Origin of the sequence: Bacillus sp. 220_BSPC, from assembly GCF_001054655.1 — a bacterium.
Lineage (GTDB): Bacteria > Bacillota > Bacilli > Bacillales > DSM-1321 > Peribacillus > Peribacillus frigoritolerans.
In genome coordinates this window covers 37,611-62,940 of sequence record NZ_JVPL01000179.1, presented here as the reverse complement: position 1 = coordinate 62,940, position 25,330 = coordinate 37,611, and the positions used below count along the sequence as shown (strand labels likewise).

The 25,330-nt window shown below is 39.8% G+C and carries 28 protein-coding genes; 8 read left to right on the top strand and 20 right to left on the bottom strand.

All coding sequences use genetic code 11. From position 1 onward, the window contains the following. Nucleotides 1-157: 157 nt before the first annotated feature. The 4 genes from ADA55_RS12610 to ADA55_RS12590 all read right to left on the bottom strand — a co-directional run bounded on the left by ADA55_RS12610 (nucleotide 158) and on the right by ADA55_RS12590 (nucleotide 5,644). Nucleotides 158-1,264: a GerAB/ArcD/ProY family transporter gene (locus ADA55_RS12610; RefSeq protein ID WP_048684298.1), complete on the bottom strand. Its 1,107-nt coding sequence runs from the start codon at nucleotides 1,262-1,264 to the stop codon at nucleotides 158-160. Between the two features lie 185 nt (nucleotides 1,265-1,449). Next, nucleotides 1,450-2,550 carry a GerAB/ArcD/ProY family transporter gene (locus ADA55_RS12605; RefSeq protein WP_048684295.1) on the bottom strand — a complete coding sequence of 367 codons (1,101 nt, stop codon included), beginning with the start codon at nucleotides 2,548-2,550 and terminating at the stop codon, nucleotides 1,450-1,452. Nucleotides 2,551-2,819: 269 nt separating this feature from the next. Then, nucleotides 2,820-4,070, bottom strand: a complete 1,251-nt coding sequence (locus ADA55_RS12595; protein ID WP_226990463.1) for a Ger(x)C family spore germination protein — start codon at nucleotides 4,068-4,070, stop codon at nucleotides 2,820-2,822. Then, entirely contained in the window at nucleotides 4,067-5,644 is a 1,578-nt protein-coding gene (locus tag ADA55_RS12590; protein ID WP_226990462.1) for a spore germination protein, read from the bottom strand. Before ADA55_RS12590 ends, ADA55_RS12595 begins: the two co-directional genes overlap by 4 nt. Nucleotides 5,645-6,018: 374 nt before the next feature. Between ADA55_RS12590 and ADA55_RS12585 the strand changes: the two genes are divergently transcribed. Next, the gene (locus tag ADA55_RS12585; protein WP_048684288.1) at nucleotides 6,019-8,085 is read left to right on the top strand and encodes a Na+/H+ antiporter; all 2,067 of its coding nucleotides are present in this window, start codon (nucleotides 6,019-6,021) and stop codon (nucleotides 8,083-8,085) included. A gap of 260 nt (nucleotides 8,086-8,345) precedes the next feature. On the opposite strand, the gene ADA55_RS29375 is transcribed toward ADA55_RS12585, so the two are convergent. From ADA55_RS29375 to ADA55_RS12550, 8 genes are all read right to left on the bottom strand, one after another. Next, nucleotides 8,346-8,573, bottom strand: coding sequence for a hypothetical protein (locus ADA55_RS29375; RefSeq protein ID WP_152908330.1), 228 nt, complete (start codon nucleotides 8,571-8,573; stop codon nucleotides 8,346-8,348). Further along, nucleotides 8,551-8,949: a hypothetical protein gene (locus tag ADA55_RS12580; RefSeq protein ID WP_153246126.1), complete on the bottom strand. Its 399-nt coding sequence runs from the start codon at nucleotides 8,947-8,949 to the stop codon at nucleotides 8,551-8,553. Before ADA55_RS12580 ends, ADA55_RS29375 begins: the two co-directional genes overlap by 23 nt. A 105-nt stretch (nucleotides 8,950-9,054) precedes the next feature. Beyond that, nucleotides 9,055-9,465, bottom strand: a complete 411-nt coding sequence (locus tag ADA55_RS12575) for a DUF3021 domain-containing protein (RefSeq protein WP_048684284.1) — start codon at nucleotides 9,463-9,465, stop codon at nucleotides 9,055-9,057. After that, entirely contained in the window at nucleotides 9,465-9,920 is a 456-nt protein-coding gene (locus tag ADA55_RS12570; RefSeq protein ID WP_048684282.1) for a LytTR family DNA-binding domain-containing protein, read from the bottom strand. Before ADA55_RS12570 ends, ADA55_RS12575 begins: the two co-directional genes overlap by 1 nt. Nucleotides 9,921-10,118: 198 nt before the next feature. Continuing rightward, nucleotides 10,119-10,604, bottom strand: coding sequence for a PaaI family thioesterase (locus ADA55_RS12565; protein ID WP_048684280.1), 486 nt, complete (start codon nucleotides 10,602-10,604; stop codon nucleotides 10,119-10,121). A gap of 303 nt (nucleotides 10,605-10,907) precedes the next feature. Further along, on the bottom strand, nucleotides 10,908-12,698 hold the full coding sequence (locus tag ADA55_RS12560) for a glycosyltransferase (RefSeq protein ID WP_048684278.1): 1,791 nt from the start codon (nucleotides 12,696-12,698) through the stop codon (nucleotides 10,908-10,910). 37 nt (nucleotides 12,699-12,735) lie between these two features. Beyond that, entirely contained in the window at nucleotides 12,736-13,059 is a 324-nt protein-coding gene (locus ADA55_RS12555; RefSeq protein ID WP_142398499.1) for a hypothetical protein, read from the bottom strand. Between the two features lie 20 nt (nucleotides 13,060-13,079). Beyond that, nucleotides 13,080-14,264 carry a glycosyltransferase family 4 protein gene (locus tag ADA55_RS12550; RefSeq protein ID WP_048684274.1) on the bottom strand — a complete coding sequence of 395 codons (1,185 nt, stop codon included), beginning with the start codon at nucleotides 14,262-14,264 and terminating at the stop codon, nucleotides 13,080-13,082. A gap of 434 nt (nucleotides 14,265-14,698) precedes the next feature. Between ADA55_RS12550 and ADA55_RS12545 the strand changes: the two genes are divergently transcribed. Further along, nucleotides 14,699-15,535: an RMD1 family protein gene (locus tag ADA55_RS12545; protein WP_048684271.1), complete on the top strand. Its 837-nt coding sequence runs from the start codon at nucleotides 14,699-14,701 to the stop codon at nucleotides 15,533-15,535. A 166-nt stretch (nucleotides 15,536-15,701) separates the two neighbouring features. On the opposite strand, the gene ADA55_RS12540 is transcribed toward ADA55_RS12545, so the two are convergent. Continuing rightward, nucleotides 15,702-16,181: a GNAT family N-acetyltransferase gene (locus ADA55_RS12540; protein ID WP_048684358.1), complete on the bottom strand. Its 480-nt coding sequence runs from the start codon at nucleotides 16,179-16,181 to the stop codon at nucleotides 15,702-15,704. A 464-nt stretch (nucleotides 16,182-16,645) separates the two neighbouring features. Next, nucleotides 16,646-17,224, bottom strand: coding sequence for a YdhK family protein (locus ADA55_RS12535; protein ID WP_048684269.1), 579 nt, complete (start codon nucleotides 17,222-17,224; stop codon nucleotides 16,646-16,648). A gap of 71 nt (nucleotides 17,225-17,295) precedes the next feature. Here ADA55_RS12535 and ADA55_RS29370 point away from each other — a divergent pair, with 71 nt between their 5' ends. Further along, a complete protein-coding gene (locus ADA55_RS29370; RefSeq protein WP_153246125.1) occupies nucleotides 17,296-17,466 on the top strand; it encodes a hypothetical protein in 171 nt (56 codons plus the stop codon). Here ADA55_RS29370 and ADA55_RS12530 read toward each other — a convergent pair. The 4 genes from ADA55_RS12530 to ADA55_RS12515 all read right to left on the bottom strand — a co-directional run bounded on the left by ADA55_RS12530 (nucleotide 17,463) and on the right by ADA55_RS12515 (nucleotide 21,394). After that, entirely contained in the window at nucleotides 17,463-18,086 is a 624-nt protein-coding gene (locus tag ADA55_RS12530) for a hypothetical protein (protein ID WP_048684266.1), read from the bottom strand. The genes ADA55_RS29370 and ADA55_RS12530 overlap by 4 nt on opposite strands. A gap of 335 nt (nucleotides 18,087-18,421) precedes the next feature. After that, nucleotides 18,422-19,189: an arylamine N-acetyltransferase family protein gene (locus ADA55_RS12525; protein ID WP_048684263.1), complete on the bottom strand. Its 768-nt coding sequence runs from the start codon at nucleotides 19,187-19,189 to the stop codon at nucleotides 18,422-18,424. 198 nt (nucleotides 19,190-19,387) lie between these two features. Next, on the bottom strand, nucleotides 19,388-20,368 hold the full coding sequence (locus ADA55_RS12520; RefSeq protein ID WP_048684261.1) for an NAD(P)H-quinone oxidoreductase: 981 nt from the start codon (nucleotides 20,366-20,368) through the stop codon (nucleotides 19,388-19,390). Between the two features lie 180 nt (nucleotides 20,369-20,548). Next, a complete protein-coding gene (locus ADA55_RS12515) occupies nucleotides 20,549-21,394 on the bottom strand; it encodes a manganese catalase family protein (protein WP_048684258.1) in 846 nt (281 codons plus the stop codon). Nucleotides 21,395-21,659: 265 nt separating this feature from the next. Between ADA55_RS12515 and ADA55_RS12510 the strand changes: the two genes are divergently transcribed. The 3 genes from ADA55_RS12510 (at nucleotide 21,660) to ADA55_RS12500 (ending at nucleotide 23,427) form a co-directional block, all read left to right on the top strand. After that, the gene (locus tag ADA55_RS12510; RefSeq protein ID WP_048684256.1) at nucleotides 21,660-22,178 is read left to right on the top strand and encodes a DUF2243 domain-containing protein; all 519 of its coding nucleotides are present in this window, start codon (nucleotides 21,660-21,662) and stop codon (nucleotides 22,176-22,178) included. A 46-nt stretch (nucleotides 22,179-22,224) separates the two neighbouring features. Next, nucleotides 22,225-22,950 (top strand): cytochrome c oxidase assembly protein, encoded by a 726-nt coding sequence (locus ADA55_RS12505; protein ID WP_375792907.1) that lies wholly within the window; start codon nucleotides 22,225-22,227, stop codon nucleotides 22,948-22,950. Between the two features lie 111 nt (nucleotides 22,951-23,061). Then, nucleotides 23,062-23,427 carry a carboxymuconolactone decarboxylase family protein gene (locus tag ADA55_RS12500; protein WP_034305272.1) on the top strand — a complete coding sequence of 122 codons (366 nt, stop codon included), beginning with the start codon at nucleotides 23,062-23,064 and terminating at the stop codon, nucleotides 23,425-23,427. A gap of 56 nt (nucleotides 23,428-23,483) precedes the next feature. Here ADA55_RS12500 and ADA55_RS12495 read toward each other — a convergent pair whose 3' ends face one another. Beyond that, nucleotides 23,484-24,116, bottom strand: coding sequence for a spore coat protein (locus ADA55_RS12495; RefSeq protein WP_048684252.1), 633 nt, complete (start codon nucleotides 24,114-24,116; stop codon nucleotides 23,484-23,486). Between the two features lie 179 nt (nucleotides 24,117-24,295). On the opposite strand from ADA55_RS12495, the gene ADA55_RS30035 reads away from it, so the two are divergent. Together ADA55_RS30035 and ADA55_RS12490 are read left to right on the top strand one after the other, a co-directional pair. Continuing rightward, nucleotides 24,296-24,439, top strand: a complete 144-nt coding sequence (locus tag ADA55_RS30035; protein ID WP_174878762.1) for a hypothetical protein — start codon at nucleotides 24,296-24,298, stop codon at nucleotides 24,437-24,439. Nucleotides 24,440-24,538: 99 nt separating this feature from the next. After that, a complete protein-coding gene (locus tag ADA55_RS12490; RefSeq protein WP_048684250.1) occupies nucleotides 24,539-25,048 on the top strand; it encodes a DUF3231 family protein in 510 nt (169 codons plus the stop codon). Between the two features lie 90 nt (nucleotides 25,049-25,138). Here ADA55_RS12490 and ADA55_RS29365 read toward each other — a convergent pair whose 3' ends face one another. Further along, nucleotides 25,139-25,309 (bottom strand): hypothetical protein, encoded by a 171-nt coding sequence (locus ADA55_RS29365; RefSeq protein ID WP_153246124.1) that lies wholly within the window; start codon nucleotides 25,307-25,309, stop codon nucleotides 25,139-25,141. Between the last annotated feature and the right edge of the window lie 21 nt (nucleotides 25,310-25,330).

Sequence of the window (25,330 nt, the reverse complement as noted above, 5' to 3'; positions counted from 1 at the left end):
TGTTATTTTTTTAAACTTGCTGCAAATACATCTGATGATCTTAAGCATTTCTCTTTTTTCTCAACAAAAACACCCCATTCGAAAAAGTATCCATTCGAATGGGGCATGACTTTAATTACATACTCTTTCAATCCTCTTAACCAAGTGGCAGAAAAGGTTAGCTTGAATTGCTTCCCTTTTTTCTCTGTCTATTTCTTTTAACAACAGCTATCACCAACAATAACAGAGGAATCAACGTTTGCATCAAAACCCCATAAAAAGGGAAGGCGATGATATCAAAACGGCTGACATCCATAGCGCTAGGATACGACCAAAAGCTGAATTCTACAATCAAAATCCCTATCGGCCATACCACAGGACGATAGTCGGAGAGATTCAGCCACTGCGCGGTACCCAAAGCAGCCGCATAATAAAACACAGAAATTTTGACAAACGCTCCTACTATCCATACGGCCATGATGGCGGACTCCAAATGTTCAAAAAAGTCGGCTAAACTGATGTACCGAGATACATTCATCAGGGGATAATTCTTTGTGGATGTTGTTGATCCGAGTACAAAAAGAACGATAAGATTCACTACAACTAACGTCACCATCACGGCAAACACAGTCATCATCCCGTGTTTCATTCCTTTTTTCATATCCGCTAAAAAAGGTAGAATAAAAATGATCAGAAAAAACTCGCTGAACCATCCACCCGGTACAATTGAACCCTTGATTGGAGGCATAATTCCATTCCCCAATACCGGGAATATATTCTTAAATTCAAGATCAGGGCCCAGTAAGATGATCAAGAGGAGGATTGGAATGATAAAAACGGGAACAAACAATTGGGCAGCTCTACCCAACACTTCTATCCCTCCGCATACGATAAAGGCACAGAGGAGTATCATCGATGCCATGACCACGCTAATTGGGGTTTTGACCAGAAAAGAGTCGACAATATATTCTCCGTAACTTCTTAGGATTTGCCCTGTGATCGGGATATAAAAAAACAAGAATAAAAAACCGAGAATTTTCCCCGGAATCCGCCCAATGATCTGTTCACTGAATTGGATAACCGTTTGTTTCGGGTAAAGTTTGTGCAGTTTATAAGCGATATACACCGTCGCATACCCGATGAGAGAAGCCAAAATGGGGGACAGCCATAAATCAGTTTTGGCATATTTCGCTGTGATGCTTGGAACACCGAGAATAGCCGTTGCCACAATCGTCGGATACATCATGAATGCCATCTGCAGAGATGAAATTCTCCCTTTCTCCATCATCTTCCTCCCTTCTGTGATAGTATGTAAATTTGAAATCACGCAACCCACTGATCGATTTACTTTTTCATAAACTCTTCAAACGGCTTCATAAAGAGATTAATCCATTCAGTTCGTCCTGCCTTCTGCGCGAGTACGAACATGTGTAGCACCTATCGAGGATATTTACCATAAAAAAATCCCAGTCAGCTTGTTTCAGTTCCTTTACGATTTCTCTTCCTTACAACAGCAATCACCAACAATAACAGAGGAATAATCGTTTGCATCAAAATACTTTGTAAAGGGAAGACGTTGACATCATTACGATTGACATCCACAGAGCTAGGCAACGACCACAAACTGAATATGACAATCAAAATCCCTATCGGCCATACAACAGGACGATAGTCGGAGAGATTCAGCCACTGTGCTGTACCTAAAGCAGATGCATAATAAAAAACGGAAATTTTCACAAACGCCCCTACTATCCATACTGCCATGACGGCGGACTCTACATGTTCAAAAAAGTCGGCGATACTAATGTATCGAGATACATTCATCAAGGGGTAAAGCTTTGTGGATGTTGTTGACCCGAGTATAAAAAGAACTGTAAGATTCACCACAATTAACGTCATCATCACAGCAAACACAGACTTCATACCGGATTTCATCCCTTTTTTCATATCCGCCAAGAAAGGAAGGAGGAAAATGATCAGGAAAAACTCGCTGAACCATCCACCCGGTACAATCGCACCCTTGATTGGAGGCATTACACCATCCGCCAATACCGGGAATATATTCTTGAATTCAAGATCGGGAATCAGCAAAAGGATTAAGATACAGATTGGAAAAATGAAAACAGGTACAAACAATTGGGCAGCTCGCCCCAACACTTCTATTCCCCCGCGTACGATGAACGCACACAGAAGCACCATCGATGCCATGATCACACTAATCGGGGTATTTACCAAAAAAGAGCCGACAACAAATTCTGCGTAGCCTCTAACGAGTAGCCCCGTGTTCTGGATATAAAAAAACATGAGTAAAAAACCGAAAATTTTCCCCGGAATCCGACCAATGATCTTTTCAGTGAATTGGATCACCGTTTGTTTTGGATACAGCTGGTGCAGTTTATAAGCGATATACACTGTCAGATACCCTATTAGTGCGGCAAAAATTGGGGACAGCCATAAATCAGTTTTGGCATATTTCGCTGTGATGCCGGGAACCCCGATTATAGCCGTTGCCACAATCGTCGGATACATCATGAATGCCATCTGTAATGATGAAATTTTCCCTTTCTCCATCCGCTTCCTCCTTTCTGTGATAATTTGAAATCATGCAACCTACTGATAGACTCACTTTTCCATAAACTCTCCAAATGGCCTGAAAAGAGTTTCGATCCATTGAGTGGGTCCTGACATCTGTGGGAGATTGAACATGGACAGAATCAAGCCAGTGAGGAGCAGTGTAAGAAAGGCCATTTTATCTTTTTTAGGATTCTGTTTCATTCTCGGCCATTCATACAAAATGATTAGAACTACAACCACGCTTGTACAAAAAAAAGCTCCCCATCTCATTTGTCCTTCACCTCTTCCTCAGACAATCCTGCCGGTTTGTTTATATAGCCCTGTCTTCGAATATGGGCCGCAACATCGACTTCCACTTCTATTTCTGCGAATATCTCATCCCAGTGGTTATCGACCTTATTAAACTGTTTAGGATATTTCCTATAGAAATCTTTACCTAACCCTAAAATGTCCGCTTTCTTATGCTGAGTATTCAGAAAAGCCATCTCGATGCGTTTTTCTATATCTTTTTGATATGCTCGTTCTGCAGCTTTTAGAGACTTAGGATTTGAAAGGTTTAAATTCGTTCCATTCTGTATAACAGCTCCATCTGTATTCACCCTCACCAATAATTTCCATTTTTCATTGATAATTTGCGGAATGATCTTGACTTTGGCTGACACTGGACTTAAAGATATCTTCCCTTTCACCCCTTTGGGTTTTATGGTCACGGTATATGATTCCACTTCATCCCTTAACCACAAAAGCCCTCTTGTTTCTTTTTCCGTCATCATCCCAGTCATTTTATCTTTTTTGAATACGGCTGTCCCGACAATGTAAGGAATTCCCTGTAATTTCGTTTGCCCTTTCCCTGGTGGTAAAATTTTAACGAATGGAAGTGCGGCCGCTTGAGGTATACCCGTTAACATTTCATCTAAATCCTGCATTGTGACCAGCATCCCGATATGTAAATCTGATAGTTCCCTAAGCACTTCCCCTGAATAGTTTTCCAGGGGTGGCAAAGATTCAAGGATAGGCTTTGCTTTCCCTTTGCTGACATACACATTTGCTTTCTCTCTTGGCTGCGGATGACGCAGTAAAAAATCCATCTGCTCTTGAATTCCTTCCTTCGCTAACTGTTCGCCGAATACAAATATTTTACAATGTCCCCAAAATACTTTTCGCGGAAGCTTGCTCTGAAGCTTAGACAATGCATCTGAAATATTGGAGCCTTTTTCATATCTTACCAATGTCGTAACCGCACCCCCTCCTTGACTGCTCCCTCCTCCTTGACCGCCCCCTCCACCACTTATTGAACTTGGAATAAAGACTTGGATGGATAGTTCGATTTGATCATTATCCTTCTTATCGATGGCTGCTGCTGTGACAATCGCCAAATCAGTGATTTCTGTTCGATCCCAACAACCGCTTAGAAAAGGGGTTGTTCCACTAATACCGAGCAAAAGAAGGACGCTTTTCAAGAAATGACGCCTCTTTACTTTCTCCCATATCTTTGTTCTCCTCCAACCATTATTCACTCCGTTTCACTTCCCCTTTTTGGATTTGGTCCCTGCTCCGAGGATTGACGGTATACATTAGAATCGCCTGTGAGGCGCGGGCGTGTATCCATCATCCACCAAGGAGCTCTCCACAGCACATCTTTCAGCTCTTGTCCTTTTAACGGTGCCAGTGGCGTTAAGTAGGGAACGCCAAAAGAACGCAAGCTGCATAAGTGAATGACTATGGCAATGATCCCCATCATGATGCCGAGCAGTCCTAAGGTACCGGCAAGCAGCATCATTGGAAAACGCAGCATCCGGAAAGCAATTCCGGCAATATAACGAGGCATCATAAAAGAAGCGATTCCCGTAATTGCAACCACAATGACCATTGGCGCTGAAACCAACCCCGCTTGTACGGAAGCTTGACCAATCACTAGCGCTCCAACAATGCTGACAGCAGAACCTACCTGCTTCGGCAATCGAACCCCTGCCTCCCTTAGTGCTTCAAAGGTAATTTCCATAGCCAATGCCTCTACAATTGCAGGAAAAGGGACCGATTCCCGGGATGCCGCGCTGCTTAGCAGGAGTGCGGTTGGGACCGCCTCATGATGGAACGTCAAAATAGCAACATATAGGGACGGAAGCAATAGAGATAATCCCATAAAAATAAAACGTAACCAACGGATAAAAGTGGCTGCCATAAAACGTTGAGCATAATCCTCTTGTGATTGAATTAAAGAAAAGAAGGATATTGGAGCAATCAGAGTAAAGGGAGTTCCCTCCACAAGAATGACAGCCCGTCCCTCGAGCAAGCTTGAACAGGCTACATCCGGCCGTTCTGTCGTCATGATCTGAGGGAAAGGTGAATACGGATTGTCCTCAATCATTTCCTCGATGTACTCGCTTTCTAAAATACCGTCTATTTTAATTCGTTCCAACCGAGTTGTAATCTCTTCAATCAGTGTTTTATCGACAAGTCCATCAATATAAGCAATTGAAACATTCGTCCTGGTATACGTTCCGATCTTCATCGATTGTAATTTAAGGGCAGGACTTTTAATAATACGTCGCAATTGGGACGTATTAACCTCTAGAGATTCAATAAATCCCTCTCGTGACCCCCTAACTCCCCCCTCTGCCATAGGTTCTTCAATCGCCCGCTTTTCCCATTTGGACAATCCTAAAGAAAATCCATCGCTTTCCCCTTCATATAGAAGGATCGGGTTTCCAGAGGAAATCGATTCAATACAATCCGCCAACATATTCACTTTTACCACTTTAGGGACGGGCATTTTATGTTCAATAAACTCATTTAATGGCTGTGGCTCTTTTGATGACTCTTGCATGAGTGGAGATAGCACATATTGCTCTATCGCCTCGATGTCTGAGAGTCCCGCAATGTAAATAAGCATGGCCCTCGTCTTTCCGAAAAGTAAGAACGAACGGAACATCACATCCGAGCAATTATCATAAATAGAACGAAGTGTTTCTACATTTTGACTGAAATTCGCAGCAAGTACATCTGCAGGCTTAGAATCCTGGTAATTATTCTGTACACTGGATTTTTTTTCTTTCGTTTTCCTTAACAATCTACCTACATTACGAATCAAGCTGAATACCCCCATTTTTTTGCAGGTCGCTCTAACTCCATTTTTCTATGTTTCTTCATTAAGGGTATTTTATACAGGAAATCCTGTTTCCGGCATGAACTAATTTTCATGGAAAAGCTATGTTATAAGTTGATTTTGAATAAACTGTAAACTCTTGTGATATCCTGTTTGTAATTAATAACTAAGGGGTATATCAAAAACCGAGGCTATATATTAGTCGAAAACACTGTCTATGGCTAAATATTGTTTTTTTAACAAGCTACACAGGACCATACAGTAGGGGTTACTTTTTAAAGGATGGATATTGTTTTAAATACCTTTTTTATAAGTTTCATGGGCAATCGACTAAAACATTAGAAGATAAGGGAGATTCTATGTCATTATTAATCACATTGCTCGGATTATTGGTGTCCACAATAATCGCTACAATATTAAATGCCATATGGCCTCGTATCCCACTTCCGATATATCAGATATCCATGGGAGCAGTGTTCTCATTATTACCATTTCAATTATCATTTGATTTTCATTCAGAATTATTTATGATCTGTGTCATTGCTCCGCTGCTTTTTACAGAAGGAAAAAATACGTCTCGTAAAGAAATGCTTGAATTGCGTAAGCCTATTCTGTTATTGGCCTTTGGGTTAGTATTTGTGACGGTTTTTGCAGGAGGCTTTTTCATCCACTGGTTAATACCTGATATGCCGATGGCTGTGGCTTTTGCTTTAGCAGCAACCATTACCCCTACGGATGCGGTAGCGGTACAATCGATTACAAAAGGATTGAAATTGCCCGGAAACATGATGCCCATCCTTGAGGGTGAATCACTTTTCAATGATGCTGCCGGAATCGTCGCTTTTAAAGTTGCCCTGGCAGCTGCCTTAACTGGAGTGTTTTCTATAAAAGATGCATCGCTTAATTTTATATTTGTAGCTTTAGGCGGTATCTTTATAGGGATCCTATTGGGCTATTTAATCGTTAAATTACGATTATTTTTACGGGTTCATGGACTTGAAGAAATCCCAATGTCCATTGTCATTGAACTAATTACGCCTTTTGCCATCTATATGGCAGCTGAAGAATTCCATGTTTCCGGAATCTTGGCAGTGGTTGCTGCAGGTGTCATTCATGGCATCGAGCGGGATCGCCTTCAGAGTTCCACGACTAAATTGCAAATTGTATCAACTAATACATGGTCTGTATTAGGTTATGTCTTGAATGGACTTGTATTTGCTTTGTTAGGATTTATGTTGCCGAGTGTTTATCAGGAAATTGAGTCCAACTTAAATAGGGGCATTCTTTTTGGGATAAGTGTCTTGATCGTTCTTTTATTATTGGTGATCCGTTTTATATGGGTATACATCCTGCATGATACTTTTACGAAAAACAGAGTGAATCCATTAGAGCAATTCATTATGTCCAGGGTTCATCCAGAAGATAGCAATGACACCGATGAGGAGAATGTTTCAAGATCCCGATTTGCATTTTTGACATCCGTTTGCGGCATTCATGGAACCATTACATTAGCTACAGCTTTATCCATACCATATTTCATGCGGGATGACACTTTATTCCCGATGCGTAATACTGTCTTGTTCATCGCAGCTTGCGTAATATTGTTAAGCGTCACCTTGGCTACGGTTCTCTTGCCACTACTGGTAAAGACACCGACTGAATTCAAAGATGAGCGGCTAACCTCTGAGGAGGCTTATAAAATTGTTTTAAATAAAACGATCAACCAGCTGAGCAAAGAAGCAACCATCGAAAATCAGAAAGCGGTCCATCAAGTAATGGAAGATTTGAATGAACAACTGATAGATTTGGAACGGGGAATAACGAATCGGCCGGATAATCGGACAATACGCGATTTAGTGGAGCTGGGAGCCAATAAGGAACTGGAAGTCGTTTCTGGATTAGTCGAAAAAGGGATTATATCTGAAACAGCCTTTGAACTATATAAAGTGTATCTTTCAAGAACCTCGAATTATATGCAAAAATCCTCCCTGAAAAGGGCTTGGATCAATTTGCAGGCCATTCTTTTCAAGAAAAAAATCAATGTCAAATGGGATAAGAAATGGAAAGCGAAATTAGAGAACTCCATCGTTAAAAATGCGGACCTGATCAGGGAGTTCCGTAAAGCACAAAAAGAAGCTTCCAAGGAAGCCATTTTATTGATCAAACAACAAACTGCACCTGAAAACCGCCATGAAGTCATGCTTGTCATCCAAAGATATAATCGTTATTTGAATCCGTTCGGAACATTAAGTGAAAAAGAAGCAAAACGTTTTGAAGAGATGGTGAGTCAATTTCAGTTGAATGCGATGCAAATCGAACGTGATATCATTGCGCAAATGGTTGAGGATGAGCAAATATCCATACAAACAGCAACCGAGCTTAGACAAAACTTAATCTACGATGAAATGATAATGATACAAAATTGATAAAATATTAAGAGACTCCGATGCAACAGGAAACGGTGTCTCTTTATTTATATTCCAAAGCAGGGATGAATACCTCAGGAAAAATGAAATGAAAAGACCGTAGATCGAGCAGGTATAAGGGCTTTCGTCGAAATTCCAGAGGATTCACGGCATCTGTTCCCATTATTCTTTATTGCCCTCACAATGGAGTTAAATCACCGTTTTGCAGCTTTTACAATTGAACCTAACTCAGTTAATACAAGTGTCATGATGCTGGCTGGTCAATACAACGAACTCTTCCTTGAATTCAAGATACATCCTACACATAACAAAGGTAAAAGGCATGTTCGTTTCTGTGTCTCACGAGTATTCGCTCCAAATTCACGAGTAAAAGCGCCGAACTCACGAGTATTCGCTCCAAACTCACGAGTATTCGCTCCAAACTCGCGAGTATTCGCTCCAAACTCACGAGTATTTGCTCCAAACTCACGAGTAAGCGCCAAATTCACGAGTATTTGCTCCAAACTCACGAGTATTCGCTCCAAACTCACGAGTATTCGCTCCAAACTCACGAGTATTCGCTCCAAACTCACGAGTATTCGCTCCAAACTCACGAGTAATTACACCAAATTCACGAGTAATTACACCAAATTCACGAATAATTACACCAAATTCACGAGTAATTACACCAAATTCACGAGTAAAAGCACCAAACTCACGAGTATTCGCTCCAAACTCACGAGTAATTGCACCAAACTCACGAGTAAGCGCCAAATTCACGAGTAAAAGCACCAAATTCACGAGTATTCGCCCCAAATTCACGAGTATTCGCTCCAAATTCACGAGTATTCGCTCCAAACTCACGGGTATTCGCTCCAAACTCACGTGTATTCGCTCCAAACTCACGGGTATTCACTCCAAACTCGCCAGTAAAAGCCGAATGCCCCTTCCAATTTAATCTGATTGATCAATCCTCTGTGTCGATCCTTCTCAATCCCTTCTTTTATCAATTCCTTCATTCAATATTTTCACTTGGAAGCGAAAGTAGAGATAGAATGCGGTCCAGATGATCATATAGAATGGTATGAAAATCCCAATTCCTATAGCTAATCCTTTTAAGCTGAACGGAATCCAACCAACAAAGAAAGATAATAGGAAGTAAAGAATGCTGACAGTAAGGAAGTGCAGAATGGTTTGAGATAACAAACTCCATTTTTCATTTTCAAAGAAGATTGTTGCCGTGCTGAAGAACCAGCCACATAATATGCAGCCTATCGCGTTTTTTACAAATATTCCACTGTCTAATGAACCTCCAAAAGCGATCACTCCTAAACATGTCAGCACCATCACGAGTGCTCCAAAACAAATTCCAACAAAGCTACGGAATAATAGTGTTTTCATCATAATCCCTTCCTTTTCCATTGAAATGCTTTCTTGATCCCTTGAACATAATGCCGGGAAACATATTCTTTTTCCCCTGATCGGAAGTACACACATAAGGTCCCGTTGAAAGATGCCTCGAATCTGCTTAACTCATCTAAGTTGGCAATCACTGACTTAGACAATCGCACGAATTGATTACCTGGAAGGTCCCTTTCCAGTTCATATAACCTTTCTTTCATTTCGAAAACCCCCTGTTTCGTCCGCACCATTATGGAATCTTGCTCTGTGAACAAACAGATGATTTCTTCTGCCCGGAAAACATGCTGCATTTCTCCTTTTCTGCCGACAAAATACGGTCTTTTCCTCTCCTTCAAGCGTTCCATCAATTCCTGCACTTCCTCATTCCATTCATGATTGCGGATAAGCACCTCTATCGCCTTGATCTCCTCATCTATCTCTACGTTTATTTTCATCTATGCGACCTCCCTTTGCTTATAATGTAAGTATATTAATATCTTAATATTTGGCTTGTAATTTCCAGCTACATGCCACTTTATTACGATAACATGCTTGAAATGGATACTCAGATACACTAAATAACCGTCCAAATAATTGGACGGCCCTTGATAGTACATCTAATTCCGAATTCGATGCGTTTACATTAATTAAGTTTACTCTTTGCTAGTAAAAGTACTTGGCATCACCACAGCGATTACCTCTCCACGGGCGCAAAGTTTATCGAGTGCAAATACCTCTGTTTCGATTCTCCATTTCTTAGGATGAATTTCATGAATCGTCCCAACGGCCATTAATGGCACATCATTTGGGGTTGGCTTTACGAACTCCACATTCAGTGACGCAGTCACGAACCTGGGTGGTTCCACTCCATCTCCAACTTCATGACCGTTTTTGCGGTGTAAAGCCAATGCAGCGGAACCTGTTCCGTGACAATCAATTAAAGAGGCAATCAAGCCGCCATAAACAAATCCTGGAATTGCAATATGCTCTGGGCGTGGTGTATAGATAGTCCTTGTTTGCTCGTTTTGCCACCCCGTTCGAAAATGATGACCATCTTTGTTCAAGCGACCGCATCCATAACACCAGGCAAATGCATCTGGATAATCATCTTGAATCGCATTTAGCACATTCTCCTCCATCATCTCTCCCTCTTTTTCAGAATATTATAACACCATTAATGAATAAGGGGTCTATTTGGATACATGCTGAAAGGTTAGTTTTTTGAAATTCCATGAATCTTTATTGAGGGTACTACCAAGTTTTATTTTCATAGAATAGTAACCTGAGGCAGCTTTAATCGAAAACAAGTTTGCAAGAATCCCTGCTCCTTTACTCCATATAATTGACAAAGGCCCCTGTAAGCCAGAAGCATTCAGGAGCTTTCCTTTGACTGATATAGAGTTAAGAAGTGTCTACGATCCTATTGCAGGTTTACCTTCTTATTAAAAGTTAAGCCTTTTTCTTAAATCCCAATACTTGAATGTCATTTTACCCATTTTCGACTTCGAAAGTGAATCATATTTCCGTCCAAGTGCTTGATTTTGTTTTTCTAGCTTAGTAATTTGTTTAAGTTGAACTTTGTTCAGTTTTTTTAATTGCTTTACTTCTTTAGCTAATTCTTTATTTTTCCCTTTCATATCATATTTTTCTTTATCAACAATTGCCCGTTCTTTGATTGAAATCTCCACATCTTTTGGTTTTAGTTTAGGATTGCCAAAGGTTTCAAATCCTATCGTTTTTAAATAGGGGATGTTATTTTGAAAATTTTGTTCAAAGGTTCCATACCTTTTATGGATGTGGAGAAATGTATAACATCCAGCTTTTTCTGCTGAAATGATTTGACCATACCCAGACAGTTTAAACAGTTTTTCGACTCGTTTTATTTCTTCAGGTATGTTTTTGACAATATAGGTGAAAACTTCGTCAACATTAAACTCCGCAGGCAATATTTTCACTTTATTTAATGATGTATGCCTAATCAGTTCATCAAAGTCAGCTTCATCAATATAAAACATATTCGCACTTTCATTCACATAATCGGTAATGCGCTTGCTCCATAATGGTCCTTGCAGTTTTTTTATTGCTTCTGAAAATAAAAACTGCCTGCTAACTTGATACATTCGTTGTGCCGCAAACTCATATATATCCTTATTACATAATGCTAATTTGACAGCGTCACGGAAATCCTTCTCTGTAACAGCATATAACGGGTAATCTTCGCCAAAAAGCTTCATATGCATTTTGGTTGGATTCATTATTACAGCCTTTCTTAAAATCCCATACTCCAATAGCTTTGTAGACAGTTCCAGACTGCTGTCCATTTCCTCACTTCTCCAGGTTATCCCAATATCACTGTTCACGATTAATTGTTGGGCATTCTCCCTTGTCAAAGCACCGTACCATGTAAGCCCATCCGTATTTTTAAGGAGGTATGCCGCTTCTTCCTTAAACTGAGAATCATCTTTAACCCATTTGAATTTATCCCCCGCCACATCAAGTGATAGATTCGGGATCTCACGTTTTAATTCTTTAAAAGCAGTAATAATGGGAATGGTCTTCCAATCCGGGTCGAATTTCCCTGTATATACAAGTTTGTTTTTTAACCGGGTCTGCCCTTCCGCTGATTCAACGTTTGGTATCATCGGGGTAAGCAGGGAAACTTTGTTTTTTTCTTTATTCAAATTAAGGATCTCAATGACAAATTCGCACATCTCTTCTGTTTGACATAAGAAATACGCACACTGATCATATATATTTTTGATGCTCTCGAATTTTTCTTCATTAACATCCTGACCTATGTGAGTCAATCCTGTAGCATAAACTAATGTATTCTTTATGATCTGCTTATGCTTTGCGATTTTTTCAACAGTCTCAATGCTTCTAACAAATAGCCAATCATAGTCATTTTGACTCCAATAATGAGAAATGAGCATTTCTGCTACATCGAAATCAATGACTCCTTTTTTTACCCATTCATCACCGGCGGCATTAAAAAAAGGATCGACAAAAGGATTGAGAATGGTTATATTATCAAATTTCTCAAGTGGCTGAAGTAAGATATCACGTTTGACCGGGCTAGCTAAAAGTAAATCAACTTCGATGTTGGAATCTAACGCAATGGTCGATGCTAAGGAAGATAAAAATACTGCAGATCCATCCATTGAATTCATGTCAATAAAGCCAAATAGAAGTATCTTCATTTTTCTGTTTTCAACTAGTTCATGTGAATTCAAAGTTTTCACTCCAATGACTGAAATCTGATATGAATTTTTATTTCTTTATTTGTTCTTTAATAGATGATTTAAGCGCAAGATATTTTAATGTGAATTTCCCTGCATATGTAACGTTGAATTTATGTTCTAACAACTTAAGTCTTCGTATTTCTTTGTTAAGCTTAATATTTTCGATTTGGGCCATCTTACTTTTTTCTACTTCTTCTCGCAGCCTATTATTTTCTTTTGTAACGTTCTCAATGGTTTTTTGTTTTTCCATGCCATTGCTCTCTATGAGCTCCAATGTCATGGACATCATGTCTTTCATTTGTAATTCGAGTTCCTCATACATCGTTTTCCAATATTCGTTTCGTTCGTCCATATTGAAAAAACTCCCCTCCATTAACCTTGGATGATCTCCAATTCTCTTTTTATAACAACATCTACAGCGCATTTTTCCCGAATCGACTGAGAAGCTTGTTTTGACACTCTTAAAAATACGTCCGAGTTGTAATATAAGCGCTCTATTGCATCGGCAATATCGGTAGGAGACTCAGGTTTTGTTAGAAGGCCAGAAACGTCATGTTTAACGAATTCCGGAATTGCCGTAATATCTGTTGAAATCGGCACTAGTCCGCTCGACATTGCCTCACACATGGAAACCCCTTGAGAATCCAAACGGGTCGGGCAAAGGAAGATTCCATACTCCTTATGTAATGCAGCGATTTTCTCCTGAGATAGGAAACCTTTATGAATCGTTATATTCTCAAAATCCCGGATTGGCTCAACGGTTTGATCGAACAATTTTCCATCGCCATAAAATGCAAATTCCAACTTATCGAAGTATGGTCTCTTCGATAGTTCCAGTACTGCTTTCACCGATAGGTCATTGGCGTATTTTCGTGAAGCGTATGGCCTGATTGAAAGGACTTTTGTCCGCATTTCAGCTGGCTTTTCAATAAAGGTAAACAGATTATCATCTATGACATTAGGTATGATTACTGAATTTTTCGATTCTGCTCTTGCATCACATTCCGCTATATGCTCTTTGAACCATTTGGAAATATGAACAAAGGTTGTATCCAATTCATTCGTTTGATAAAACCAATTCATAAAAGAAAGCTGTGATACATAATAGTCGTCCGACATTTCAAGTATCTTCCTCAAGCTTTCAGGGCTTTCAAGAAAATTAAACCATCTTCTATGCCATGCCTCCGTTTCAAATCCATGTATCCAGGTGATAATCGGTAAATCCGTGTTCGTTTCTTTTATCGCTTGTACCATTTTTGGATTAACAAAATGAATGAGCGCTTTTTTATGTATTTTATGATTTAAGAAAATGCGCAAATGCTGTTCAGTTCCTCGATAAACAGGCACATCTTCATACGTATACTTTTCCGCTTTTTTATAGGCAGGATGCAAAACAAAGACATCCACCTTCAAACCCTCATCCAGATAAGCCTTGACTCTTCGGTGGATAAACCCATTCCGATATAGCTGATCTTCATGTGGATAAGCATTCGTAATGATCACATATCTATCTTTTTCACTAAATGTAAGCTCATATAGATTTATAGATTCCTCCATTTTTGTTCACTCCTACTATTCAGTCATCTTCAATCAGCCTGCTACTTATCTGTAAATGAAGGATTTTTAAAAGACCCTTTTCCAACCACTTTTAAAACCGTCAATCGATTATAACAAACATGTATTACTGAATATTGACATCAATGTGAGAATTCTGTAAATAAAAGTAAAGTTTTCATGAACTTTTATATGTTTTTGTAAAGTTTCAGTATGTATAAACAAGCAAAATAAAGAAGGGCGATCCGGTTTCCGGAAGCGCCCTCTTATATATTTCCCCAAAGCTTAGAATTGATTATTTTTATATCCATAATGGGGTTATTGGTTTAGTTACCAGTCAGTTGACTTTTTTCTACCTTCCAGAATTATTCAAGCATGTTTTTGTAAGAATAGAATAGAATCGAAAAAAGACCAATTTGCTGAAGAGAGTGATATAGATGGAAGAAATTACCTTTAAAGCATGTGCAATCACTAATGAAATCGATTTGAACAAAATCGCCATTCATTGCGGCATCCCCAAAAAATTCACCTGGGAAGAGCCTTTAATTCTTAAAGGCGATATTCTACGTTCCATCCTTTATAAAAATGTGGACGAATCGCAGCAGGTGCTGGTTTTTTCCTTTGGCAGCATCGTCTTCATCAATTACTCACATGAGGATGAGATCAAGGCATTTTCCTCCTTTATCCAATCATTCGAGCCGGACATTGATCTCGTCAATGTAGATAGATATACGGATGATTACAGCCTTCACTTCTGTGAAACTGAAAACATCAATTTGACAGACGAATATGTAGTTGTTCCTAAATATGAATTTTTCTACCCTGAATTAATATCCACCATTCTCGCAAAATCGGTGGCTCTTGAAAAGACTGAGGAACAACTAGGAAAAATCCACGACAAGCTTGAAGCCATGATTGACCGACTGGAAAAAGGCAAGCTCAGAATCGGTAACAAGGAACTAGCGAGGACGACGGCAAAAATCGTACGTCACGAGTACAATACCCTGGCATATATCATGATTCTGGATAAACCTGATATTACATGGACAAGCAGCATTGCCGGCGAATTTTATGACAGAATGCTTGAATTTTTTGAATTGAATGATCGGTATAAAATCCTGAAAAGTAAAACCGAAATTTTATATAACATTATGGATGGGTTTTCTAACATCAGCCATTCGATCAGGGGACTATTCGTTGAATGGATCATTGTAATTCTCATTGTCTTTGAGATCATTCTGACTATTCTGGAAATTGTAGGATGGATTCCATGAATTCTTAATCATATCGTAAGGAATACCTTCCAAAAAAATAAGCATCGTTTTGATGCTTATTTTGCGTTTAACCACTTCATCATATTTAAGCTGACTGTATACTGTCGTTTAATTACACGCTTTTTCCTTTCGGGTCGAAGCATTCCGGAAGTTATCTATATTCCCCTTAATCCAGAGCAAAGTGGAAAATGTATTCCTCCCCTTCTTCCCCATTAAATCTGTATCCTTTGTCAATGAATCCAGCTTTTTTATATAAATTTATCGCTGGGACATTCGAATGATGCACCGTTAGAATAATCTCATCTTTATCTGGATGACTTAGTTTGATCATATCAGGCAACACTTTTAACGTCTTAAAAGCTAGCCCTTTTTTTTGATGCTGCAAATCCAAGGAGAATGATTTAAGAAGAATTGCATTCTCATTACTTGTATATTGATTTCCCGCTTTATCCGCATATAAGGCAAAACAACCAATCCAATCCTTATCTAAATAAATGACCATGGGGAGGTTATATTTATCCTTCCTGAAGTCTTCGATAACTTTTAAAGGTAAAGAAGTATAGATTGCTTGTTCTATAGGTAAACAATAATTGCTCAGCGCCTCATGGTCAGTTTCCATAAAAGGTCTAATAATTAATCCAGCCATCATACTTGCACCCCATTTTCACATTTCTGATAAAGCCATATTAACAGAAACTAAGGTTTTACACTCCACTGTAAAGTAATTTTCAAGAAAATTCATTCACAAAAAAGGAATGGTTTTGTTTACCATTCCTTCAGACTGTAAACAGACTCAATGTAAAAATCAAGTTTGCCTGCATTTTTTATTTGAATGGTTCAGTTGATTTCAGAGATTCACTCCCTTTCCGCCGACTGACTGCCAAGCCTCCTCGGCACACAAGCGCCTGCGGGGTCTCGGCTAGCCAGTTATTTGGCAGGAGTGTCGCAAATCTCTTCAATCCAATGAGGCTTACAGTAAAAAACATCAATGATCATCTAGTCTTGTTTGAATATTATGGTTCTGGATGAGCTATTCCAAATCCACTTTTGTCACAAACTGAAGGAGTTTCCAATCCTATTTTCTTCTGTTTTTGAACTCATGATGTTAAATCATTTAGACGCTGATAATTCGCTTTCGGTTACCCATTTATGGTTCTTCACTTTTTCTCTACCCGTAGTCGGTGTGAAATCGACCATATAAACAGTCGTTTTTTCGGCAGATTCAACTTCAGCGACTGCCCCGTTCATCCCTTCCATATGAGAAGCATTTACTGTGACCTCCGCTCCGGGTTCATACGTCACTTCACCTGCATCTTTGATTTCTTCGTGAATGATCCATTTATGATTTTCCACTTTTTCTCCGCCGGTTGCAGGCGTATACGAAATTGCATAAGCAGTCGTATCAAAGGCACCCACTATTGTTGCTTCCGCCCCTTTCATGCTTTCCATATGACCTGATTCGATAATCGCTTGACTTCCAACTTCATAATTTGGATTTTCTGCCGCTTTTAATCCCTCCGGAACATCACCCGAGCTAGAATGGTTCATGTCCATTTCACTATGTTCCTTATGTTCATTTTCTTCCTTCTCTTCGTTGCTTTTATCATCGCTGTTGGAACATGCTCCAAGGACTAAAAACAGGGCTGCAAATAGGGATAAGATGGTAGGCAATTTTGTTCTTTTTTTCATATTGAATAAAACCTCCTTTATGATTACACCCATCTTACCAATTAAATATGCAGAAAATATGGAGTACACTCGTGACTGAATTTAACCTGATGGCGTTCTGGATAAAAGTGAAAAGCCATCGAGCATGGTTTAACGAGGAAAAAGAATGGTTTATTGATAGTGGTTATTTGAGGTATTCAATCCTGCCGGGTACTTGGAAATCAAGCAAGAAGGACTTGGTCAAAAGTCCTTCCTCTGTCTAGTCTTCCAAAGTTGATTGTTCGATTTTTTGCATGATATGTGAAAGGTTCATGGAGGCATGTTTTTTATAATCCCTGCCTATGGATTTGAATAACCCTTTTGCTATATCTATTAACATGATTTTCGTATGTCCATCCGAAATAATGGACTTATTAGGGAAACTTGATTCAGCATGTGCACCGCCAATCTTATTAGCTGTTTCCTTAATAAAATCAATGACTTTAATTTCCTGGGTTTTTCCTTCGATATCGATTTTATAGATAATTTGATTTCTCCAAAGCTTTAGCTCAATCCTTTGTTTAGTATAATCGAAGAGTTCTTCCGATATATGATCATGATCATTGCTCATTTGATTGGAGTCTTTAATGGGATACAATTTCGGGTTAGGATTGATTTTCTTTATTAAGGATTGATCAATTGTGACCTTTTCCCGTTTTATTCGCGTATTTTTCGTTTCACATAGAATCAGCCTTAACTGTCCGGCAATTATATTGTTGAATTCTAGTAATCCAAAGAATTCAACAAACATTACACTATATTCCAAAATGGTGATGGCTTCATCGAATTTTCGTTTAGCAGCTGCATTCGACCTAGTAAAAACCAATCGGTTCTTCTTCTCCATATCCTTCTCACCCCACTGAATTCGAATCTATTGAATAAATAGTAAAACATCCATAATGGATGTTTCAGATTGTAGCAAATTCGTAGAAAGCCGGTTTGCCTACAGTTTTCATGTGTTCTCAGAAATTCGCTCTCTTTCCGCCAAAAAGCATTCAGCGGGTTCTCGATTTGCCAGCTATTCGGCAGGATTTTCGCAAATTTCTTCATTATAGTAATAGTTTTCTATGTCTTGCATATCAATGACATCCCATGGAATGATCATACAATTCATAAATAAACTGTCAAGAATGGACAATCTTTCGATAAGGATGCCTTTGATATTCAGATCTTTTTCCACTATCTATCGAAGTGCTGTTTCAGTAACTCTTTAAATCGTGCTCCATCTATTTCTTCTTTCGTCACTTTTCCATTTTCCCACTGTGTAAAGGAAGTATCGGTTAAAGTGATGTTCCCGCTGTTTGTCAAACGGGTGATTAATGGATGCTTATTGAATGGTGATTGGGGATTTTCCCTGATGATCGTTTGGACCTCATTAAGTTCCTCTACATTTCCCACGGGTTGTGAAGAATCGAAAGCATAGCCTATTCTCCAATCGCGATCTTTATGTTTCAGTTTTAATTCAAGGATATGATCTCCATGGTCGGTACTTTCTTTTTTTATCCTGAATTCGCCATTTCGGGAAACGACCGTTTCTCCGTTCAACGGAACTGGTTTTAATGGCAGATTCCCGCCAAAACCCGTATCGATCAAATAGGTTTGGCCCTCATGCTTCAATAGAATGGTGACATGTGTCCTTCCTATGGTCATCCACCCCTGATTATAGATGACACCACGAACCAAAGATACATCAAAGTCATTTTCCATAAGGAAAAAATAAAGGGCTGAATTCAATTCATAGCATAATCCCCCCTCATTCCTCACGAGGACTTTGTTCACGATATTCGCTTTATCGATATCACTCAGATGGGATGCCATGATTGATAAGTTTTCAAAAGGAATGGTTTTCGCTGTCTTATCCAGAATTTCGTCTAATTTCTCAAATGTCAGTTTCACATCTTCCTGGAGCCCTATTCTTTTCCTGAATAATGCATTCAGTTCATTCATTAAGATTCCCCCTTAGACAGATACCGGCGAAGCGTATCTTGACTTTGTATATATTCATTATACTTTGTCCATATTTCTTCCTTCAATCAATCTGCCATCAGCTCCACCTTTTCCTCATCACCTGAAAAGAGGTCGCCCAATCAAGTCTTAATCCTGGGCAACCTCCCCCATTCATGCACCGAGGCAGTTTTTCTTTAATCATTCATTAATCTGTAAGATGATTTTACCTACATTCTTATTGGCTTCCATATGTTCATGCGCTCTTTGTACCTCTTCAAAAGGGAAGACATGGTCCACGATTGCCTTGATTTCATTTTTGCGGAACAACGGCATTGCCTTTTTAACGAATTCTTCCGTTAACTCTTTTTTATATTCATCACTCCGAGGAGTTAGTAGAGTGCCTTTTAATTGAACTCTTTTTAAGAGAAGTTCCATCAGGTTCACCTTCTCGACTACAGTTCCGCCTAGAATGCCTATCAATACCCATCGTCCATCAGTTTTTATGCTTTTAAGGTTTTTCTCCCAGTAAGAAGCACCGATGAAATCCAGGATAACATCCACTCCTTGATTATTTGTAGCTTTCAGGATTTCCTCATCAAAAGATTGTTCTTTATAGTTGATACAGATATCCGCTCCTAGTGAGTGACAGAAATCCAATTTTTCCTTTGAGCCGGCTGTAGTGATGATTTTCGCTTTTGTCAGTTTTTTTGCCAGTTGGATAGCTGCAGTGCCTACACCGCTTCCGCCAGCATGAATCAATACCGTTTCTTGATCCGTCAATTCACCTAACCAAAACAAGGTTTGGTACGCAGTCAAGAATACCTCAGGTATCGCTGCCGCTTCTTCAAATGACAGGTTATCCGGAATCTTCATTGCACGATCAGCCGGCATCAAGGCATATTGAGCATAACCGCCGCCGTTTACTAGGCCCATCACCCTCGTCCCCGTTTGTATATTTGCACCTTCCCCTGTTTCCACCACTTCCCCAGAAACTTCAATCCCCAATATTGGATTGGCCATATAACCGGATTTTCCTTCCCGGGAAACAATATCCGTTCTATTTATCGCAGAGGCTTTAACCTTTATTAATATTTCCCCTTTACCGGGCACGGGCTTTGAAAAATCTTTTAATAGTAATTGTTCTGCACCACCCGGTTCTTTAACCACTACTGCTTTCATTTGCCCCACTCCTTACCATTAAATTAGTGACCATCCTTTTAAAATGGTTTGTTTTGAAGATGGAAACTATCCTACTCCAAAAAATATCCACAAGCAAATAATTAGGTTTTGGAAACAAGATAGAATAAAAAAAGCCGATGTCCCCTTCAGGGCCATCGAGCTTTTTTTGAAAAGTTTATATTACCTTTTATTAAACGATTGACTTCTATCCAGGTCATGATGCAATTGTGCTGCCGGAACCTTAGGGTTAGGAATCTGTCCTTTTGCAACTGGTTCAGCTACATAAACAAAATCTCCCGTACCATCTGGGGCGCTTCCTGTTGCCCACAGGCCGTCTGCCGATTCATTACCTTCCGACAAGTTCCAGAATTCGTACGCTTCCGGTTGAGATTCCATTTCCGCTTCCGGTGGGAATGATGCGGGAACAACCACGCCATTTTTTTCTTCAAGTTCTGCAATGGCCGCCATCCATTGATATTGGTGGTAACGATCACGGGCTAACATTTTACGGAAGGTAGCACGTACCCCTTCATCTTTGGTCATATGATATAAACGGGCCACTTGAAGGCGTCCTTGGCTTTCAGCATGCAGATTGGATCGCATGTCCGCTAATAAATTTCCGCTGGCTACGATATAAGATCCGTTCCAAGGCACCCCATTCGAGTTGGTTGGCAGTCCGCCAAGACCGCTTACGAGCAAATGCTGGGGATTGATACCACCCATGATCGCTGCTGTAGCAGGATCTTTTGCGGCTTCTGCTTGATCTTCCGGAGAAGCGCCATCAAGCAATTGACTAATGAGTGAACAAAGCATCTCTACATGTCCAATTTCCTCTGTACCGATATCCATCAGCATATCTTTGTATTTTTCTTCACCACGACAGTTAAATCCCTGAAAAAGATATTGCATCATGACAGTCATTTCCCCAAACTGTCCACCTAACACTTCCTGAATTTGACGGGCAAGCATCGGATCTGGTCGATCTACCTTAACTTCAAATTGCAATTCTTTTTGATGGCGAAACATATTAACTCCTCCTTTTTTTATATGATGTACGGTTTTTTATTACCCGCCTGTACATGCTTAAAACCATAATTCAGTTATAATGAACAATAATTAGAAGAAATTTACATACCGTTAACATTGATGACTGAACTAAAAAGCCAAGGATTTCTTTGTGCTATGAATCCCTCAATAAATAAGATATATAAAAGGTCCATTTACCTGTCTATAACTTTAAAATACAGGGTAAAGTAGAAAGAACCATATATAGGAAAAAGGAGGATGGAAAATGGATTTCAAGCCTCGAAATCAAAGACATCAATCCATTTCAGAATTACGTTATACTTATTCCGCTCGTAACCTATGGTCCGGTTTTCTATTCGGGATCGGATTGGTTGCATTCATCGATGAAGCCATCTTTCATCAACTATTACATTGGCACCATTTCTATGACAAGTCCACAACCAGTATCGGGCTTGTCTCGGATGGTTTATTTCATGCTCTAAGCTGGTTCGCAACGGTCGGGTCGTTATTCATGTTCGCTGACCTTCGCCGTCGAAAGGGATTATGGCTGAAAAGGTGGATAGGGGGAGTTTTGCTCGGGGCAGGTTCTTTCCAGTTATATGACGGAATCATCCAGCACAAGCTCATGCGCCTCCATCAAATCCGTTACAATGTCGATATTTTCCCATACGACTTGACTTGGAACATTGCTGCCACAATCATGATCTTGATCGGCATTACCCTCGTCATTCAAACAAGGCGCAGCTTACTTAAAATGAAAGAAGACGCCAGCAATGCACAGTAATGGACATATTCATGATAATGGAACTGGTTTTGAACCGATTTTATTGATGCTACTCATGCTGGTTATAGTGATTTATATCGCAGCTGTCATCATTTCGAACCGCCGCTATAAAAAATGGCCTTTATACCGTACCTTCTTTTGGATTCTTGGCACTCTCTGTGCAGCCTCTGCAATCATAGGCCCAATAGCCAATCGCGCGCATATGGACTTCACGGCGCATATGGTTGGTCATTTACTGCTTGGAATGATTGCACCCATCCTGCTCGTGCTTGCTGCACCCATTACGCTTGCACTGCGAACACTTGATGTACAATCAGCAAGACGCCTTTCAAAGGTGTTGAAAAGTTGGCCGCTGCGGTTTTTAAGCAATCCAATCACTGCCTCTGCGCTTAATATTGGAGGGCTTTGGATCCTTTATACGACTGGTCTGTACGGGTTGATGCATCAGAATGCCCTTCTGCATGCATTAGTGCATTTTCACGTGTTCATAGCTGGCTATCTATTCACTGCGTCTATGATTTATATGGACCCTGCCCCCCACAGGTTCAGCTTCTTGTTTCTAGCTATCGTATTTACAGTTTCACTGGCCGGCCATGATATCCTTTCTAAATATATTTTTGCCCACCCGCCAAGCGGAGTCACCAAGGTACAAGCGGAAAATGGCGGAATGTTAATGTACTATGCCGGTGATGCGATTGACGTTGCACTTATATGCATCCTTTGCTATCAATGGTTCAAAGCCACCCGGCCCAAGGGGTCACTAGCCTTGTAGGAAGGCGGTTCCATGATTACTTCGGTAAACTCCTGCGTTTCTGTTTAATCGTCCAACATTTAGCTCATACTAATTTTTGATGAAAAATTTTTGGATGGAGCTGAATGAAAAATGGAATATGAAGCGAATAATTCTACTGAAAATGCTCTTCGTGATTATAAAGCTGGAATCGGTGTCTTTACGCATAAAATGCCAGATCTTGCTGAGAAATTCAATTCGTTTACGGAAGAGTGCTTTAAAGAAGGTCAATTGTCCAAGAAAGAAAAACAGCTTATCGCACTAGGAATAAGCTTATATTCACAAGATGAATACTGTATTATCTATCACACAAAAGGATGTCTTGATCAAGGCTGTTCCGAACAAGAAATTCTTGAAGCAATTGGTGTGACCGCGGCATTTGGCGGAGGAGCAACCATGAGCCAGGCTGTTACCCTCGTCCAGGAATGCATTCAGGAAATAAATCAGATGAAACAATGATAAAGAAGGGATAGGAGAATCAGTCCTATCCCTTCTTTATGTTCTTAAAAATGCTTTTAATGACTCATGTTGTTGTTATTTCCTTGTGCGGGGGCATACGAATTCATCATTTGCTGCATATCCTGCTGTGCAAGCTGAGGAACTTGGTAATAATGATGTTTGTTTTGATATATCGAAATCTCATAAGCCATTTCAATGCAGTTCGGAACGGAATCTGCAAATACGCGGCGAACCACCGGATTCGTTATTTCAAGCGCTGCCATCGCCTTCATGGATGCTGCAGACTTAACAGCTGCAAGCATCAAGCCTGAAATGCATTCATCCGTAATTTCCGATACGGATTGCAAAGGTTTCTTTGGCTGAGTCGGTGTCAATCCATATATAAAATCGTTACCTTGATTCATTTTGTAGCTCTGAGTCGGTTTAGAAGGATCCTGGCCCGTTTGGAAGCACTCCAATGAAATATTATATTCATCTTGGATGAACTGATATTGACGATCCAGAATGTCGAGTAATTCCTGATCTTGGACATGCTGACGCAAAAGAGTATACGTGTTTAAAGTACCAATCGCTCCCGACAGCACTTCATGTACATCGAATACTTCGTGACCACCGTGATTCAATTGTGGGGGAATGGCACCCGTTTGCATGTTCTGGTGTACTTGACCTTGTTGATTTTGGTTTTGCATTGTATTTCCCTCCTCATTTTATCAATCAAGCGAACACGTTTAGTATGTTAAACCCCAACCGGATTATTCAGTCTAAACTCTTCCAAGAAGACCAATAAGCTGCTGCACCATTTTTTCTGTATAAAAAAAACCGTGGCGCTTTAAACTATAAACACTTTATATACATGGGAGGATTTCTAATGACACATCAATGCTTCTATTGTAGTGATGTCACGGAAGAAAAAAAAATACATGTCGTAACATTTCAAGTTACTGACACGGATAGAAATGAAATGCTCTGTGATGAATGTTATCAAGAATGGCTGCAAGGAATAAAAGGGTAAGCATTAAAAGCCCTCTAACCTTTCCCAAACATCAACGATGCATGCTTGGATGAATTCAGGGTAACTTAAATGCGTTAATGAATTTCAAGGAGGATGGTTATGGGAATTTTAAGCGGAAATCCGAAAGATGAGCCTATGCATTACGGAGAGGTATTTGGAACATGGGCATTTCTAACCACTACAAAAGGGTTGATTGCCTGTCATCAAACCATGCTTAATCATACTGGCGACAAGGACCTGCATAAATTGCTTGTTGAAGTGATCAATCAAGGAAAACAGGAACATGACCAACTTGAATCGTTATTAAAAGAAAATAACGTAGGACTGCCTCCCTCACCACCTGAAAGGCCTAAAGCTAATTTGGAGGATATTCCCGTCGGGGCACGTCTTCAAGATCCTGAAATCTCCGCTTCAGTATCAATCGATATTAATGCAGGATTAGTTGCTTGCAGCCAAATGATGGGTCAATGCATCCGCGAGGATATTGCACAGATGTTTGCGCAATTCCATACCAACAAAGCTGCATTGGGTGCTGACTTCCTTAGATTGAATAAGGAAAAAGGATGGCTTGTCCCTCCTCCTCTTCATATTAATAAAACAAGTATGTAAATAGTAATGAAAGAGCCCCTTAATCATGTTTTGTGACTGAATGTCCAACATGATTAAGGGAGTCATTCCATAAGGACGATTATGGAATCATTACCATTGCAGACTTTCGATCAAGTGGCACTTTGTACATTGTTGACTATAATCATTTTTCACAAATTCATGGTTACAATTCTCCCGAAAAATGTTCAGCTCCCTTTTCAGCTGCTCCAATTGAGTTTCCAACTGTTTCATTTCAACTTTTATCTGGATTACCCGATTCATCGAATTCTCCCTCTCGTTGGA